General features: G+C 42.6%; 14 protein-coding genes. 3 read left to right on the top strand and 11 right to left on the bottom strand.

Features of this window, described 5'->3' with window-relative positions; translation table 11 throughout:
* Window positions 1-179 precede the first annotated feature (179 nt).
* From truD to nifS, 6 genes are all read right to left on the bottom strand, one after another.
* Window positions 180-1,496 carry a tRNA pseudouridine(13) synthase TruD gene (truD, locus tag EO95_RS11275; protein ID WP_048134779.1) on the bottom strand — a complete coding sequence of 439 codons (1,317 nt, stop codon included), beginning with the start codon at window positions 1,494-1,496 and terminating at the stop codon, window positions 180-182.
* Window positions 1,497-1,817: 321 nt separating this feature from the next.
* A complete protein-coding gene (locus EO95_RS11270; RefSeq protein WP_048134778.1) occupies window positions 1,818-3,059 on the bottom strand; it encodes a transglutaminase family protein in 1,242 nt (413 codons plus the stop codon).
* 123 nt (window positions 3,060-3,182) lie between these two features.
* On the bottom strand, window positions 3,183-3,530 hold the full coding sequence (gene pth2, locus EO95_RS11265; RefSeq protein WP_048134777.1) for a peptidyl-tRNA hydrolase Pth2: 348 nt from the start codon (window positions 3,528-3,530) through the stop codon (window positions 3,183-3,185).
* Between the two features lie 267 nt (window positions 3,531-3,797).
* On the bottom strand, window positions 3,798-4,832 hold the full coding sequence (gene mptN / locus EO95_RS11260) for a tetrahydromethanopterin:alpha-L-glutamate ligase (RefSeq protein WP_048134776.1): 1,035 nt from the start codon (window positions 4,830-4,832) through the stop codon (window positions 3,798-3,800).
* Between the two features lie 84 nt (window positions 4,833-4,916).
* Window positions 4,917-5,306, bottom strand: coding sequence for a Fe-S cluster assembly scaffold protein NifU (nifU, locus tag EO95_RS11255; protein ID WP_200895038.1), 390 nt, complete (start codon window positions 5,304-5,306; stop codon window positions 4,917-4,919).
* A gap of 152 nt (window positions 5,307-5,458) precedes the next feature.
* Complete coding sequence (nifS, locus tag EO95_RS11250; protein WP_048134775.1) at window positions 5,459-6,646, bottom strand: cysteine desulfurase NifS; 1,188 nt, start codon at window positions 6,644-6,646, stop codon at window positions 5,459-5,461.
* Between the two features lie 268 nt (window positions 6,647-6,914).
* Between nifS and EO95_RS11245 the strand changes: the two genes are divergently transcribed.
* Together EO95_RS11245 and EO95_RS11240 are read left to right on the top strand one after the other, a co-directional pair.
* Window positions 6,915-7,412 carry a CidA/LrgA family protein gene (locus tag EO95_RS11245; RefSeq protein WP_048134774.1) on the top strand — a complete coding sequence of 166 codons (498 nt, stop codon included), beginning with the start codon at window positions 6,915-6,917 and terminating at the stop codon, window positions 7,410-7,412.
* A 1-nt stretch (window position 7,413) separates the two neighbouring features.
* Window positions 7,414-8,130, top strand: a complete 717-nt coding sequence (locus EO95_RS11240) for an LrgB family protein (RefSeq protein ID WP_048134773.1) — start codon at window positions 7,414-7,416, stop codon at window positions 8,128-8,130.
* Between the two features lie 190 nt (window positions 8,131-8,320).
* Here EO95_RS11240 and EO95_RS11235 read toward each other — a convergent pair whose 3' ends face one another.
* The 3 genes from EO95_RS11235 to EO95_RS11225 all read right to left on the bottom strand — a co-directional run bounded on the left by EO95_RS11235 (window position 8,321) and on the right by EO95_RS11225 (window position 9,833).
* On the bottom strand, window positions 8,321-8,725 hold the full coding sequence (locus EO95_RS11235; protein ID WP_048134772.1) for an FxsA family protein: 405 nt from the start codon (window positions 8,723-8,725) through the stop codon (window positions 8,321-8,323).
* A gap of 217 nt (window positions 8,726-8,942) precedes the next feature.
* On the bottom strand, window positions 8,943-9,218 hold the full coding sequence (locus EO95_RS11230) for an acylphosphatase (protein WP_048134771.1): 276 nt from the start codon (window positions 9,216-9,218) through the stop codon (window positions 8,943-8,945).
* A gap of 135 nt (window positions 9,219-9,353) precedes the next feature.
* The gene (locus tag EO95_RS11225; protein WP_235282978.1) at window positions 9,354-9,833 is read right to left on the bottom strand and encodes a hypothetical protein; all 480 of its coding nucleotides are present in this window, start codon (window positions 9,831-9,833) and stop codon (window positions 9,354-9,356) included.
* A gap of 1,041 nt (window positions 9,834-10,874) precedes the next feature.
* Between EO95_RS11225 and EO95_RS11215 the strand changes: the two genes are divergently transcribed.
* Entirely contained in the window at window positions 10,875-12,107 is a 1,233-nt protein-coding gene (locus EO95_RS11215; protein WP_327037161.1) for a right-handed parallel beta-helix repeat-containing protein, read from the top strand.
* A 636-nt stretch (window positions 12,108-12,743) separates the two neighbouring features.
* On the opposite strand, the gene EO95_RS11210 is transcribed toward EO95_RS11215, so the two are convergent.
* Window positions 12,744-13,031 carry a MarR family transcriptional regulator gene (locus EO95_RS11210; protein WP_048134769.1) on the bottom strand — a complete coding sequence of 96 codons (288 nt, stop codon included), beginning with the start codon at window positions 13,029-13,031 and terminating at the stop codon, window positions 12,744-12,746.
* Between the two features lie 388 nt (window positions 13,032-13,419).
* Window positions 13,420-15,399: an amylo-alpha-1,6-glucosidase gene (locus tag EO95_RS11205; protein WP_048134768.1), complete on the bottom strand. Its 1,980-nt coding sequence runs from the start codon at window positions 15,397-15,399 to the stop codon at window positions 13,420-13,422.
* Window positions 15,400-15,730 lie beyond the last annotated feature (331 nt).

Genomic DNA, 15,730 nt, shown 5'->3' with positions numbered 1-15,730 from the left:
GCGGAATTCAAGGACCCGGACGTCAAGGGGGCAAAAGCCTCTCGATTGCGTCGAGTGTAGGTGGGAACGTTTTGGGAAACCGGCGGCTGTCATAGCTAAAAAGAGTAGAGGGCTGCCTTACTTAGCAGCCCGGTTTTCATGCGGACTGAATTTTCTGCAGCCCGGCTTGTTTTGAGTTCTCAGCTCATCTGCAGAGGGTCAACTTTCATATATTCCCGCAGCACGGTTGTTGCATAACTTCCCTTGGGCAGCATGAATTCAAGCACTGCCTTTGATTTTCCGGGGTTCAGCTCGTCTTCCGAGACCTCGAACTTCGGTTCCACCTGCAGGAGGACTTCCCTGCGGGTTCCTTTCGAGCTCATTTCCGGGAACTCTTCTATATTAAAGCCTTCGAGAGAGACTTCAAGTTCTTTAAGGACCTCGCTTTCGATTTCTCCCGGGATTCCGGATGCAAATGCAGTCTTAAAGCCCGGAAGTGGGGCTGTGATGAAAGCACGGCCTAGCTTTATCAGGCGGTTCATGGCGTTTACGGTTTCGGAGGTGACTATTTCAGTCTTTGAGGAATCCGGAAGGCCGGCTTCATTCCTGAAGCAGACGAGATCTCCGTCTACTGCCTGGTTTAAGGGGAGGCCACGTTCAATCCGGCGGCAGAGAATTATGTTATAAATATAGGACTGGTAGCCGTGTACAAACATCCTGTAGAGGTTCTGGGGGAGTACGCGGAAAGCTCCGGAATAGTCTTCCGGGTTTGCTATAAGGTGGTTCATCATTGCCCGTTCGTGGCCCAGCCGGAGGGGATAGGTTTTCAGGCCCTCTTTATAATCGCGGGTCTCTTTGACAAACTGGCGGGCCTTTTTTGTCTCCTCAGGTTCATCCGGGAAGGGATCAGCAATATAGCGAAGGGCTGCTTTTTCAAAGTTTCTTTCAACAATGTCTTTTCCTACCAGATGAGTCACAGGGCGGACAGAGCCGAAACGCTGGACCCCGAAGAAGTTGGGAACGCCGCCCTGCGCAAGAATTTCGTCAGTTGTCTTTTTGAGCAGAGAACCTGTCTCTTCGGGAGAATTCTCAATATTCCGGATTGTAATTATGAAATCATTTCCCCACAGGTCTCCAAGTTCCACGGACTTCCGGGAGCGGCCCAGCACTTTTAATTCTATGTCTTTTAAGTGGATTTTTTCAATTTCGGATGCATCGGTATCAAATATGCTGATCTTCTGGGTGGTGAGTGCCCTTTTGTCCTTTGTGCCTGCAACGCTGATTCTTTTCTGGCTTACCTGCAGGATTTTTGCGAGGGTCCGGGTCATGTGGTGTGTATCCCAGTCCCGTTTTGTAAGTTCAAGGATGAGGTATTTTCCTTCCTTTCCTTCCTCCCGGTTTGTGATCTCTTTTACAATAAAATCCTCTATTTCCTGGCGGATCTGCCCTCCAAGACCTTCGGTATCAGTAAAGTAAAGATTCATTCCTATCTGTTTTTCAATTTCCGGAACTTCCATAAGTTGCAAACACTCCTTTAATAAATTGGGTAATATTTCCTGGTAAAAATTTACGGCTTGATTTACTGGATAAAATTTACTGGGTATAATTTAAGGGATAAAATTTACTGGATAAAATTTACTGGGTATAATTTACGGGATAAAATTTACTGGATAAAATTTACTGGGTATAATTTACGGGATAAAATTTGATGGGTATAATTTACGGCTGGATTACTGACTAAGAATTAAAAGGATAAGATCTGCTGATTAATGGTGCAGATCAACAGCTTCCAGGGAAGTGTTTTCTTCCCGTGTGCTTCCGAGGTTAATAGGTGGAACTTATTTAATTGCTCTGGTGCTGATGTCAATCACTTTTACTTCGCTTGTGTTTACGAAGGTCCAGCTCCTGTAAGTTTCGTTTTCTCCGATTGCCTGAACCTTTGCCTGAGCTGTTTTTCCTGGAAGTCCGCCTGCATAAAGGCTGGAAGTAGGGTCGAGCATGAGCCAGGAACCGTATTCATCGGTCAGGTAGTTTACGTCAACATTTCCGTAATAAGCCCTTATTCCTTTAACTGCGGCGTCAGTTGAATGGGTTCCGTTGCCTATATAGACACCTGCGAAGGCATGGGTGTCTGTCAGATAGACTCGAGTCGTACCCCCCACAGCTTCGAGCATGGATGAGAGGAGAATTGCCTGATCTTCACAGTCTCCTGCTCCGATCCTCAGAGTAACGTTGGCTGGCTCCCATATGTCGTTACCCCTCGGGTCACTTACATATTCGACTTCCTCTTTTACCATATCAAAAAGGGCACAGACCTGATAGATATTATAAGCTCCGGGATATGAGCGGGCTACTTCGGCTGCTCTGTTCCTTACATCAGGCTCGGCTGGTTCCACCAATCGGTTTATTTTATTAAAGTAATAAGCAGGATTGTATCTGTATTTTGGAGTAATTTTTTCGGACATCGGCTTTAGATCCGTAGTGAACCCGTTCATTAAATAGGGCTCGTATTCATGCCATTTGCCTTCCGATGTCGAGGCAAGCAGCCAGAGGACGATGCTGATGCTGGCTTTTTCTTCTTCGGGTACCTGAACTGCAATTATTCCGAGACTCTGCTCTTCTCCCGGGATAAGTAAAGCTCCACAGTCTTCGGAAAAGATCTTGTTTTCGGAGGCGTTAACAGAAACTCCGTACCTATCAATAAAGATTGGGTTTCGACCTTCGTTTTTGATACTTATTTTAAAATAACTTATTCCTCCCTGGAAAAAATCTGAGGTCTGATAACTGCTGCTCAGAGAAAAACCAGGCTGCAGTGGAGTTCTCAGGACAGGAGTAAGTTCTTTTTTCGCAGTGGAATATGAAGGTATTGCCGGAAAAGTAAAAGAAGCCGTATCAGGTGTGAATACCTTTTCAGAGCTTTCAGGCTTCACACCCAGTCCAAGACAATCTCTTAACTCATGCGTAAAATTACCAATTGAGTCCGAAATGAAAAATCCAGCCATTGTAACCAGTACAAGGCATATACATAAGACAGCAATTTTCAAGGCTGCGTTTTTTCCTGAAACCCCTGGGTTATTCATTAATACCCTCCGGAATAGAATAACAGGCAGAACTTTCTTCTGTCAGTGAAAACATCTCTTCAGGTATCCTCTATCACTTTATTAAAACGGGTCTCTAGTCCCTTTATCCGGGCACTCTGGTAATTAAACAAGTTTAAGATCCCGAGTAATCTTATCTATAAGCTCTTCTTTTGCCGGTCCGATTCCGAGCACTGTGACTGTTCCGGAAGGAATTTCCGTAAGTCCTGCGTCCTGTATCAGAGCGGTTGGAAGCCCTTCCCGTCTTGCTTTTTCCTTAAGCTCATAAAGGTCCTTAAGGGTGGGAACTTTCAGGACAACTTTTTTTTGTCCTCCTTCCCTCCATTTTTCAAGGTCGCTTTTGCTTGCCCATTCAGCCGCAGAAAGAGCAGCATGAGCCACCTGTACAGCAAACTTACCTTTGGAAAGTTTCAGGTCATCCCGGGTTACTATACACTGTTTGTATTCACTCATTTTTTGCCTCGGGCTTATTCAAAGACAGCCTATATCTTAAATGTTTTCTGTGCAGCCTTTCCGGATCGAGTTTGAGATGTTCTCTCAGGCTTTCTCACAACCTTCTTCAGACTGCTTCAGTCCTACAGACTGCTTTACTGTTTTCAAATATCTGATAGTACTGTTTTCATAGATCTATAGTTTCCAGGTTTGATAAAACCTCTATTAATAATCTTCCTAAAAATATTATATTATATTATATTATATTCAATACAATTTATAGTTAGTTCATATAATATTTTGAAGGTATTCCAAAATATATTCGGCAGTATTTATTCCCCATGCATCAAAAATACCTTTTCCTGAAGGCGTCCCATTAACCTCAAGTATCCGGGAACCCTGTTTATTTCCATTGCCTCTATCTTCAATTTTATTATTTTCATTTTTAGATTCATTTTTAGATTCATTTTTAGATTTATTTTTAGATTCATTTTTATTTTCATTTTGATCTTCAGGGCCTTCTATAATATCAATACCTGCAAATGTCGTGCCTACTGCAAGGGCAGCTTTTTCTGCAATTTCTTTTTGTTCATCGGTAAGTACACATCTGTCTGCACTTCCTCCCTGACTGAGGTTGTTTACCCAGGAACCTGCTGCGGCTTTTCGGTAAATTGCGCCTATGGCAGTGCCCCCTACAACAAAAGCCCTTATGTCCCTCCCGGGGTTTTCTATAAACTCCTGGATATACAGCATCCCCCTTTCTTCAAGCAGGCTTTCAAGAGCCTCTTCCACAAGTACAGGCCCGGTTTTTCGATCTGAAAACCTGATTTCTCCTTCCTTTACCCTTGCAATATCCTTTCCCTTATAACCAAAAACAGGTTTTATGACAGCATCTCCGAACCCGGATACTACCCTTAAGGCTGCTTCCACACTCTGGACGGCTATGGTTTCAGGTACCGGAAGGCCGGCTCTTGCCAGGAGATAAGAAGCATGGTACTTGTTTGCCGCATTCCGGATAGCTTCCGGAGAGTTTATAACCGGAACTCCTTCTGCCTCCAGCTCTCTCAGGACATCAAACCTGAAAGATACTCCTTCAAAAGCCCCTGCCCCTGCATCTCTGACAATGAGGGCATCAAGGTCTGAGAGCAGGATTTCCCCTGCTTTAAAAAGAGCTGCCGGCTCGTGAGTTTTTGAACTTACACTGACCTCTGCTGTCCTTAGGTCGAGAACAAAAGGAGAAAAGCCTTTTTCCTTCGCTGCATTGATGAGGGCCCGGGCTGTCCAGTCTTCCGGGTCAGTAATTGCGATCCCTATTTTTTTCATAGGGTATGATCTGGTACCCTTATTATCAAGTTTACGATAAAGATATTCGGGAGGCTTACAGGGGTTTCAGCGAGGTGATTGATCTCAGGCCTGCTCTGCAAGAGGCTCAAATCCCTGCTTTTTACGATATTCATTGATTGCCCTGTGAATGGCTTCCCTGGACACTACCGAGCACTCCAGTTTTCCCGGGGGCAGCCCCTCAAGCGCTTCAGCCACGGCTTCGTTTGTAAGCCCCCAGGCTTCTTCGAGGGTTTTGCCTTTTATCAGCTCTGTTGCCATACTGCTTGATGCGATTGCTGCTGCACAGCCAAATGTCTTGAATTTTACATCCTCGATCCTGTTGTCCCGGATTTTCAGGAAAATTTTCATCTGGTCCCCATGAGGGTTTCCGGCTTCTCCGACGCCGTCAGCATTCTCTATTTCCCCCACGTTTCTCGGATTCATAAAATGGTCCATCACCTTTTTATTATACACAAAATCCCCTCGCTTTTCCCTCACTTCTTAGATTGCGATTTTTCTCTCAGGCTTATCAGCTTTCATCAGCTTTCATCAGCTTTCATCAGCTTTCATCAGCTTTCATCAGCTTTCATCAGCCCTTATCCACTTTTATCCACTTTTATCCACTTTTATTCACTCTTATCCGCAGGTTTATAGAATGGAGATATAGCCCTCAATTTTCCAACGACCTCAGGCAGCACCTCGAGTACATAATCAATATCTTCTTCTGAGTTTGCATCCCCAAGGGTCAGGCGCAGAGAACCCTGGGCGGTTTTCGGAGGCACTCCTATTGCCCTGAGCACGTGTGAAGGTTCGGAAGAACCCGAAGAGCAGGCGCTACCTGTTGAACAGCAGATCCCCATCTGGTCAAGCATGAGCAGCAGGGACTCCCCTTCTATATACTCAAAACTGAAGTTCAGGTTCCCAGGAAGACGTTTTTCCGGATGCCCGTTGAGCCTGCAGTGGGGAATTTCAAGGATTCCGGCCATGAGCCGGTTTCTCATTTTCCTGAGCTTTTCATTATGTTCCTCGATGTTTGCAGTTGCAAGTTCAACTGCCTTTCCCATGCCTGTGATCCCTGCGACATTCTCTGTCCCTGCGCGTTTTCCTCTCTCCTGCGCGCCCCCGTGCATGTAATTATCAATTTCTGTCCCTTCTCTTATGTAAAGGGCTCCGACCCCCTTTGGCCCATAAAATTTATGTGAGGAAAGAGAGAGCATGTCCACATCCTTATGTTCCCGCTGCAGATCAAGGGGGACCTTCCCTATTACCTGTACTGCATCGGTATGAAAAGGGATCCCGTGTACTCTGGCAACTTTTCCTATCTCTAAAATGGGTTCGGTTGTCCCTATTTCGTTATTTGCATACATGACCGAAATCAGGACGGTATCTTTTCTTATTGCGGCTTCCACCTCCGCAGGGTCTACAAGCCCATACCTGTCTACAGGCAGATAGGTTACATCAAAGCCCTGTGTTTCCAGATACTCACAGGGGTAAAGCACTGCATGGTGTTCGATTGGCGTGGTGATGATGTGCTTTCCTTTCTTTCGCCTGGCAAAAGCCGTGCCTTTGACAGCCCAGTTGTCAGACTCGGTCCCGCCTGAAGTAAAATATATTTCTTCTGGCCTGGCCCCTAGCGCCTTTGCAAGCTTTTCCCTGGCGGTTTCCACGGCTTCCCGGCCTTCTCTCCCTATTGAGTACAGGGACGAAGGATTGCCGAAATGTTCTTTCAAAAAAGGCAGCATAGTTTCAACCACTTCCGGTTTTGTGAAAGTGGTGGCTGCATGGTCCATGTATACTAAGCGCTTCTCTCCCATCAGAACCCCCAGGGAAAATAGGAGTTTGCTCGATATGAATTTATTGTGCGCCCTTTGAAAACTTTCAGTTTGTATCATGAAGGTGCGAAAGTATCGGAAATGTGAAAGTATCTGAAGGAACGTACATGGGGAAAGTATCTGAAAATAAAAAATATCAGGTTGTACCGACGGCCTGGATTACACTGCAAATAATTTTCCAATCACTACGAAGGTATTTATAATTCGATTTCTTTAGTCCGGTTCCAGTTAACAGGAGGCAAAAGAGGTTTTGCTAAAACAATTTTCTATTATTCTTGGCATATATTTTCTGGGCGAGCTGCTTCAGAAAGCATTCGTGTTGCCTGTTCCGGGCAATATCCTGGGTATGTTAATCCTTTTCTTCGGCCTGTATACAGGTGTAATTAAACTCGAAATGATAGACCGGGTAAGTGATTTTCTGCTCGATAACCTGGCTTTTTTCTTCCTTCCCGCAGGTGTCAGCCTTATAACCTGCTTTGCTGTGCTTGAAGGAAAATTGACCGCCGTCATCGGGGTTTCCATTATCTCAACAGTGATAATTCTGGGTGTAACCGGGATGACAGTAGAGTTTGTCAAAAAGTTCCTCCAGAGAAGGTCGATGAAGATGGCTTTTTCCGGAAAAGGGAAAGTTACGGTCGGGAAAAATCCTCAAAAAGCACAGGCATCTGAAAGAATACAGGCATCCGAAAGAATACAGGCATCCGAAAGAATACAGGCACGCGAAAGAAAAACGAAAGAGGTGAGCTGAAGTGCAGGTTGGTTTTTTGAATGAGTTTCTCAATACACCCTTATTTGGAATTCTTATTTCTTTAGTTGCTTTTCAGATAGGTACTCTGCTCTATAAGAAGACCCGTTCTTCGGTCTTCAACCCCCTTCTTGTGGGCTTTGTGCTTGTGATTCTTTTCCTCCTTTATTTCAGGATAGATTTTGAGACTTATAATATGGGCGGAGACTACATTTCCTTCTTCCTCGGGCCTGCAACCGTTGTCCTTGCCGTGCCTCTCTACAAAAAAATCCAGCTCCTGAAAAGCGATGCCCTCCCTATAATTACAGGAATTAGTGCAGGCTGCATTGCGGGTATGTCAAGCATTCTTATTTTCTCCAGCTTTTTCGGGCTTGATAAAGCCATAACCAATTCTCTTGTCCCGAAATCCGTGACTACACCCATAGGAATAGAGATTTCAAAACAGATAGGAGGCCTGCCTGCAATAACAGTGGCTGCAATTATAGTAACAGGAATCCTGGGGGCTGTGCTAGGGCCATTCATCTGCCGCTGCTTCCGTATAAAAGACGGAGTTGCAGTCGGTATTGCAATCGGCACAGCTGCTCACGCTCTCGGGACAACAAGGGCAATAGAAATAGGGGAAACCGAAGGAGCAATGAGCGGGCTTGCAATAGGGATTGCCGGTTTGATTACGGTTTTTCTAGCGCCAGCGCTGCTTTACGTGTTCGGGCTTCTATCCTGAGAAGCTTAACTCCCAAAAAATAATGAAACTAAAAAAGGTGTGAAACAGAATATAAGTGAAAAAGAGTGTTTTTCAGATAGTATTTCAGATAGTATTTCAGATACTATTTCAGATACTATTTCAGATTACACTTAATTCTGTTTTGTCTACATCCTCGAGGATTTTTTTCTGCCGCTTCTGCGGTTGCAGGTTACCTGAAATCCGTATACATCCGCATCTGGAAGTTGCCCTGATGTATCTTTTTCCTGATGATCCCTTTTGCTATTCCCACATAGATTTCTCGAACCTGAGGAATTAGCATGGAAAATCCTATAGCGTCGGTCAGAAAGCCGGGAGTCAGGAGGGCAAAACCTCCGATCAATACAAAGAGCCCGTGCAGGAGTTCATTTCCCGGCATATATCCCTGTCCTGTTGCTTCCTGGATCTGGCGGAGCACCCGAAAGCCCTGGCTTTTTGTCAGGTAAGCTCCAAGGGTCGCAGTAATCAAAATAATAAGTATGGTGTTTAGAGTTCCGATTATGCCCCCTATCGTGATCAGGAGATAAATCTCAACAAGGGGAATAATCAGAAATAGGGAAAAGAGTTTCAGAAACATGGTGGTCAGTTTCAGAGATTATTGGATATTTATAAAGCGTTTATTAATTTTCATCAGTACTGAATAATTTATTTTAAATTTTAAGTAATAAGAAGAGTATAGTTCTCATATATTGTTTTTTTGGAGCTTCATCCATTAGGGCTTCCCGGAACCAGGTTCACAATGGAATACTCTTTTTTCAGGAACAGAGCAAAAATTACAGGCTATAAAGAGGATCTCAAAGATCGTACACATTTCCCAGGGCTTCTTTAAAAGTAACATCAACGTCTTCTACGTGAGCAAAAGTCGGCCCTTTCCGAAGCTCGTTTATCAGAAGTTCGAGGGCTTCTTGCCTGCCTTCAGCGAGAACAAAAACACTACCATCCCTGAGGTTTATAGGGTTACAGTCCACCCCAAAGCGCTCGGCAGCATTTCTTGCAAACCTTCGAAAACCCACGCCCTGTACCCTTCCGGATACGAATATTTCCGCTCGCACAGTTTCTCCAGAGGTCACAAGTGGCTATTTTGAATAAGAACGATATATATTTATGGTTAGGTCGATTGGTGAAATTAGACGGAAAACTCAGAAACTTCCGGGAAAGGAAGCACGAAAATCTCAATATTCAGAATTAATATCATGAAGTACTGGTTATCCTGAAATATACGACCTCAATTTCCTTACCACTTCTGTCCCACGTTTACGTAATTTTTTGATATCTTCCTGGTATACAACAGCTGCTGGTACTAACAGTAACGGGACAGTTGCTGCAGCTTTAACTCCTTCTGAAACAGGCAGCGCAGCTAAAAAGCTCGCTCCGGTAACACCATAAATGGGAACTATAGGAAACAGCATAGCCAGACCAAACGCTCTTCTGAAATGTATACCTAATTTTGCAGCCAGAAAACCATTCGACCCTATGACCAGACCAATGCCGATACTGGGCCCTATAGTCCGAAACGGATTATATGATGGTCCGATATAGAGTCCAAAATCGATGCCAGAAAAGGAAAAAAGGCCATTTAATTGATTCCTTTCCTCATTTGAGTTCCCTCCAAGGCCTGATACAACTATACCTATGTCCAGTTGCAGAGGCCCTCTTCCTACTTCCCTTCCACCCATTATAGCCATTATATTATTAATTTCCCGGATCAATAATATAATTTACCTATCTTCCGGTTTCACCAAAAAACTCTGTTAAATAGGGATAATATCTCCTTCTTCTATTGCAAAACCAAAAAAAACGAAAATTCCGATTATATCGAAAATTCCTATTAATACGACTCAGTCTATATGTAAACTCAAACAGAAGAACTACAGTGGACATCCAAAAATATTAAGCCAAAAAAAGCCAGGCGTTTTTCAAACCCTGGAAGATAAGCACACGTTAGTAGTGAGCTTTAAAAGTTATTTTAAGGTACAGGAACTCACCGGGGATGAAGATTTTAGCGTCCAAAAAAGTGCAGCCAAACCCCTTAACTTTGCAGTTCCGCATATCCCTGAAATGCAAAAAGTATGGAATGACTTGATTCAGCTAAACAGTAGTGAATTCTATTTTTACGATTTTGTATACATTTCATGGGGTTATGCCTTTCTTCGAATTTATAGAACTTCCGCCACACTGCCTTTAAATATTTTTGAATGACCCGTAGATCCTAATTTATTAAGTTTTGACCCTCATTTTTCACTTATAGCTTATGGAGAAACTTCGTCTTTCTTGCTCTTTGTTTATATAAAAAGTTATTCAGTCGTTAAAATATAGAAAATATTATATGGCCTAAGAGTTTCTATTGAAACTCTTATTCATAATTATTCATAAATATATTTCTAATGATTGATTATGTGTTTATTTATTCATCTTTGAGTAAGTATTTCCTTTCAAGACATTTCCTTGACTGGGGTTTGTAATAGAAAGTAGGGGATAAAATGAACGAAAAATATCTTAGGTACGTACTGCAAAACAGGAAAAAAATAGGATTTTCCATTTTAAGTCTAATTTTCGTGATTTCACTGGGGATATTCACTCTTCATAACATATAGTCCAATTCTTCATACATACCATCAGATAAGACGGTTTATGTAGCGGGAGATGGAAGTGAAAACTTCACCTGTGATGGGAGTGATGATCAGGTAGAGATAAATCAAGCTCTTGAATATGTTGCAGAAAATCCGTTGTTCACAACCGTTCATTTGAAAGGTCCAAATACATACGTTATTTCAGATAGTATTTTCATTGGAAATAATACGACCCTGGAAGGAGATCCTACAGCCGTAATTAAGCTTAAAGACAAAGCGGAATGGCCAGTGGGTAAGCCCCTGATAACGCAGATGAACAATACCGGAATCCATGGAGTCGCTATAAAAGGATTTGAAATTGACGGAAATCATGACAATAATCAAGACAAAAAGAAAGGACTCGGATATTACAATATGGTCCACTTCCTCAATTCCAGGGACATTCAAGTTCATGACATGTACATGCATGACGGGCATGGAGAAGGGTTGAAAGCAAATCGTGGTTATAATATTCAGTTTTACAATAACAACGTGTATAAATTGGGGCATAATGGACTTTTTGCTATCGATTGCCTGAATGTAGAGGCCTGGAACAATAAAATAACCTGCAGGACTGACAGCGGTCTTAGAGTATTGAACTCAAACCACGTAAAATTCCATGATAATGTAATCGACTCCTTTTACCACTGGAGTGCAGGAGGCCCTGGAATTCTGATTGAGAAAACAACAGGTGTAGTCAATAATGTGGAGGTCTATAACAATACTATCCATAATACTTATGGACCCGCGATCTGGTTGATAGGCTGGTCAGAGCTTTATACCAGGGAAGATGCACAGAATGTCCACATTTATCGCAATATCTTTTATAATACTGGTACAAACCCGGGTATTGACTGGGTTGGAGGCATAGTAACAAGTGGATTTTATGATACCCTCATTGAAAACAATATCTTTGACGGTGTATATCATTCTGCAGTTATTCACATGTATCCTAAAGGTACTCACATATATCCTACATATGAAGGTCATCCCAATCTTTCACCTAAAGGAACAGGATATACAACAATTGTCCGCAATAATATTATCGTAAATACCCGGAAGCGCACAAAAAATCCTGATGGGACAGGATATGCAGCAATCAATTATCTCTCTGAAACACATACTTTTGTGCTGGAAAATAACTGTCTGTACAATAACTCTGCAGATAACTACCTGAACTGCACATCAACCACTGACATCTATGTAGATCCGCTCTTTGTAAACCGGAATAAACATGATTACCACCTGAAACCAAACTCTCCTTGCATTGGTGCAGGACATACTTCAGTAACTTATTCAAAAGAGTCGGGAGAAAATGGCAGCCAGATCAACATAGGAAGGTATAGTTAACCGTTTAGAACTTACGCAATAGAACAGAGAAAAATAACATGAAACTTAACTGTTCAGGTAGCCTTATTAAGGCTACACAATTTGTCCTCTTTCCGAGGAAAAATTGGATATAAGACTCACTTTATACAGTATTTTTTGGACATTTATTATTTTATTCTGCTATCGATTTTCAATCTTAACGTGAATTTCTTGGATTTTTATGCAGGAGTTAAAACGGCTAGATGGTGGTTTAAAGACAAAAAACGGTAGCATTCAGTTATCATCAATCTTGGATTTTTATGCAGGAGTTAAAACGGCTAGATGGTGGTTTAAAGACAAAAAACGGTAGCATTCAGTTATCATCAAGTTTCAATTTGATTCTCTTTTATTTGGAGATATTTTAAACAAGTTATCAGAGAAAATATTAATTTTCGAAAAAATACTGCGAAAAGTAGGTTAATTATCAGAAACTCAATTAATCACTCAAAATACCAGATTCAAAGCTCAAATTTTAAGCTCTAAAATCAGCTCGGAACGTAAAAAAGAAAAAATAGATATCCTGAACCTACAATGCGTAAGTCCGGTATCTATGCAAAGCCTGGAAAGAAAGATAAATGAGTCTTTATGTTCTTGAATTTCAACTTTCCATGCTTCTTATTAATCAGACTTAATCATCTGGTTGATTTTGTTGTAAAAATCTACGATTAAATTTGCTGCCTCGCTTTCCATGTTCAGCTGGAAAGTGCGGATTTGCTTTCCGAGGGGTTTTTCCAGGATAACGCCTGACTCGACCAAAGGTGTGATGACCCTTGATACGCTGGAGTGAGACAATCCGGTTGCTTCGGCTATACCTGAAAGGTAGGTTGGTTCATTCTGGTTTTCGATCAGGTTTTTAAGTACTGTCATCTGTGCGGTTTTCCCGAAAATTTTTTCTAGTGGATCCATTGATATCATCTCAGAGGTGGCTGTTCTCTATAAGTGATTTCAGTCCCAATAACTATCTACGGTTAATAAACTTATCTCTTTATTGAATAGATTAGAGATATATAGCCGCATGAATCATCAAATTCGGTCTATTTTTGACTTCTTAAGGTAATATGAGATTTTTCCCATCAATTACGCCGGCTATCTTAGCTAAAAAGCTTATCGCTTCGTATCATCCCTGGGTGTTATTCTTTTGTTTACGGTTTTTCAGTGAATAATCGGCATCAGATTCCATATTCACGATCTGGCTGAGGGGATAAGCCTATTTTGCAGGCATCCCACCATATCCCTTCCAGATCATATAGATAATATTATTCCTTTATTAAAGGCTGCACACACAATTCCTTTTTTAAGGCTTGATCCCAAGCACGTCTTCTACGTATGCCCTGAAAATTTCTGCAACGCTCCAGGCCTGGGCAATAGCCCCACCTGGAGAGTGAGGATAGTCCCCATCAAACACTTCAGAAATGGTGCAGATACCTGCGGTTTCAAGGTGCGTATCAAAGCCCTCAAGAAGAGCCCGCATGGCCTCAAGGCTGCTGTTCGAAGAATTATGGACTTTCAGGTAAGCTTTCACATAGGCCCCGAGGAGCCAGGGCCAGACTGTCCCGTTGTGGTAGGCCGTATCTCTGGTAAGGGCGTCTCCACGGTACTGTCCTATATATAATGGGTGATCACTCGATAGACTTTTGAGCCCGAATGGAGTCAAAAGATCTTTTTCAACTCGGTCTACAATCGCTTTTTCTTTTTCAGGAGAAAGCATAGTATAAGGGAGCGAGACAGCAAAGATTTGATTAGGGCGGATTGCAGGGTCTTTAACCTGGTTTCCGGTCTCATCCTGATATACGAGGTCAAAGAGACAGTTAGTTTCCGGGTTCCAGAAAACATTTTCAAAATTCGAAGCTATCCCGGCTGCAAGAGTTTCATATAAGGAAATATCTTCGCCGAGAAGAGTACCCATGTAAGAAGCAGTTTTCAGGGCGTTATACCAGAGAGCATTTATCTCACAGGCTTTACCTGCTCTTGGGGTCACTGCCCATTCCCCTACTTTAGCATCCATCCAGGTTAGCTGAGGTCCCTGCCGAATAAGACAATCAGAATCCATGCCGATTCCAAAATCTGTGCCTTCGCAATAATTGTCTATAATATCACCTACAGTATCCCAGATATCCGAGAGGAAAAGGAAATCTTTCGTATATGCGAAATAGCGGTCCAGAGCATGAATAAACCAGAGAGAAGCGTCCACTGTATTGTAAACCGGATCTCCTCCGAAAGCCGGAAAAGTATTGGGGATCAAGCCTCTCCGACAATACCGGGCAAAATTTTTGAGAGCGGACTTTGCCTCATCAAACCGATAAGGAATTAAAAACAGGCCAGGCAGAGAAATCATGGCATCTCTTCCCCAGTCAGAGTACCAGTGATATCCTGCAATAACTGTGTTTTCACCTGTAAAGTGATTTTTCACTACAAAAGGGTCAGTTGCCTTGAGAAGTTTGAGAGCAAATGGCTCAGTAAGCTTCGAATCGAGAACAAGAAGGTTCTGCCGATTTGCTTCCCTTGTATAGAGTTTATCAACTTTCTCGAGAGTAAGAGAAGAAATATCTCCTGTTGAAGCAGCAATAAAAAAGCGGGAAGTCCCCGGCTCGAGTGTGCTTTCAAAATAACCCGGATTAAAGATATCCTCCTGAAAGTTAAGTCCCCGGTTCTTCTCAGCATCATACTCCAGGTTATAGTACCACTTTGGTTCGGCATGGTACTGGAGATTGGATGAAAGCGAAAAAGTAAAACCATTAGAACTTGCCAGTTCTACTCCCGCAGGACCAGCTTTCTGGAAGAAGGAAAGGTATCCGGAGCGAGCAGTGAGATTAAAGTCTCTTGAGCTTACCAGAGGGTAAATTCTTAGCAAAGCTCCCTCTTTTTCGGATGTAATATCATAGAGAACGAAGGTTGTGTTATTATTATGGACCATGAAGACTTTTTTCTTTAAGACAAAATCACCGGGCTGGTAAACCCAGAGGGGAAATGGGGCACGAGTGAATTCGGAAAGGTAATTGAAGCCCATAGGACAAATATTGTCCGGGTATTTATGGGTCGCAAGCCGATATACTTCTTCATCGATTGAGATTTCCTCATCAAGGGAAGAAAGCACCAAAAGCCTCCCCGGAGAATTCTCCGGAGCTGCTATAAGCAGTCCGTGGTAAGTCCTGGTCCCTGCCCCGATGACTGTAGAGGAAGCATATCCTCCAAGCCCGTTGCCTATAATCCATTCTCTTTTTATTCCCTCTTCATACGTTGAAAGAAAATCTGCTCCAAGCCTGCCCCCACTCATGTATATTTAATTAGGGTTGAATTCTTAAATAGCTGCACGTCTTGAAAAAACAATCCGTGTCTGCGAACTATTGACTCATCTTTGCATACTCTCGTGGTTCCGAGTTAACGGTTGATATTATTCAAAATATTCGAAGCTGGAATCTTTTGTATTTCTGTTCTGCTCCTTGCAGGGTGAAGTTGTCTCTTATGCAACGCAAAAAAGTAACATTCGCATTCATACCGTCACCAAGAAAAATGGAGTTCAGAACTGTCTTCCCTGTCCGAAGGGTACTTTTCTTAAAACCGGAAACCAATTTTTAATTTCAGCTAAATATCAGTGCCTCCGCCAG

Origin of the sequence: Methanosarcina sp. 1.H.T.1A.1 (genome assembly GCF_000979295.1) — an archaeon.
Lineage (GTDB): Archaea > Halobacteriota > Methanosarcinia > Methanosarcinales > Methanosarcinaceae > Methanosarcina.
Note: the sequence above shows the minus strand (reverse complement) of the source record. Positions and strands in the feature narration are given on the sequence as shown.

Excerpts from the sequence above, each read along its gene's own strand:
- truD (WP_048134779.1), bottom strand. The coding sequence starts at position 1,496 with ATGGAAGTTCCGGAAATTGAAAAACAGATAGGAATGAATCTTTACTTT.
- EO95_RS11270 (WP_048134778.1), bottom strand. The coding sequence starts at position 3,059 with ATGAATAACCCAGGGGTTTCAGGAAAAAACGCAGCCTTGAAAATTGCT.
- pth2 (WP_048134777.1), bottom strand. The coding sequence starts at position 3,530 with ATGAGTGAATACAAACAGTGTATAGTAACCCGGGATGACCTGAAACTT.
- mptN (WP_048134776.1), bottom strand. The coding sequence starts at position 4,832 with ATGAAAAAAATAGGGATCGCAATTACTGACCCGGAAGACTGGACAGCC.
- nifS (WP_048134775.1), bottom strand. The coding sequence starts at position 6,646 with ATGGGAGAGAAGCGCTTAGTATACATGGACCATGCAGCCACCACTTTC.
- EO95_RS11235 (WP_048134772.1), bottom strand. The coding sequence starts at position 8,725 with ATGTTTCTGAAACTCTTTTCCCTATTTCTGATTATTCCCCTTGTTGAG.
- EO95_RS11225 (WP_235282978.1), bottom strand. The coding sequence starts at position 9,833 with ATGGCTATAATGGGTGGAAGGGAAGTAGGAAGAGGGCCTCTGCAACTG.
- EO95_RS11210 (WP_048134769.1), bottom strand. The coding sequence starts at position 13,031 with ATGGATCCACTAGAAAAAATTTTCGGGAAAACCGCACAGATGACAGTA.
- EO95_RS11205 (WP_048134768.1), bottom strand. The coding sequence starts at position 15,399 with ATGAGTGGGGGCAGGCTTGGAGCAGATTTTCTTTCAACGTATGAAGAG.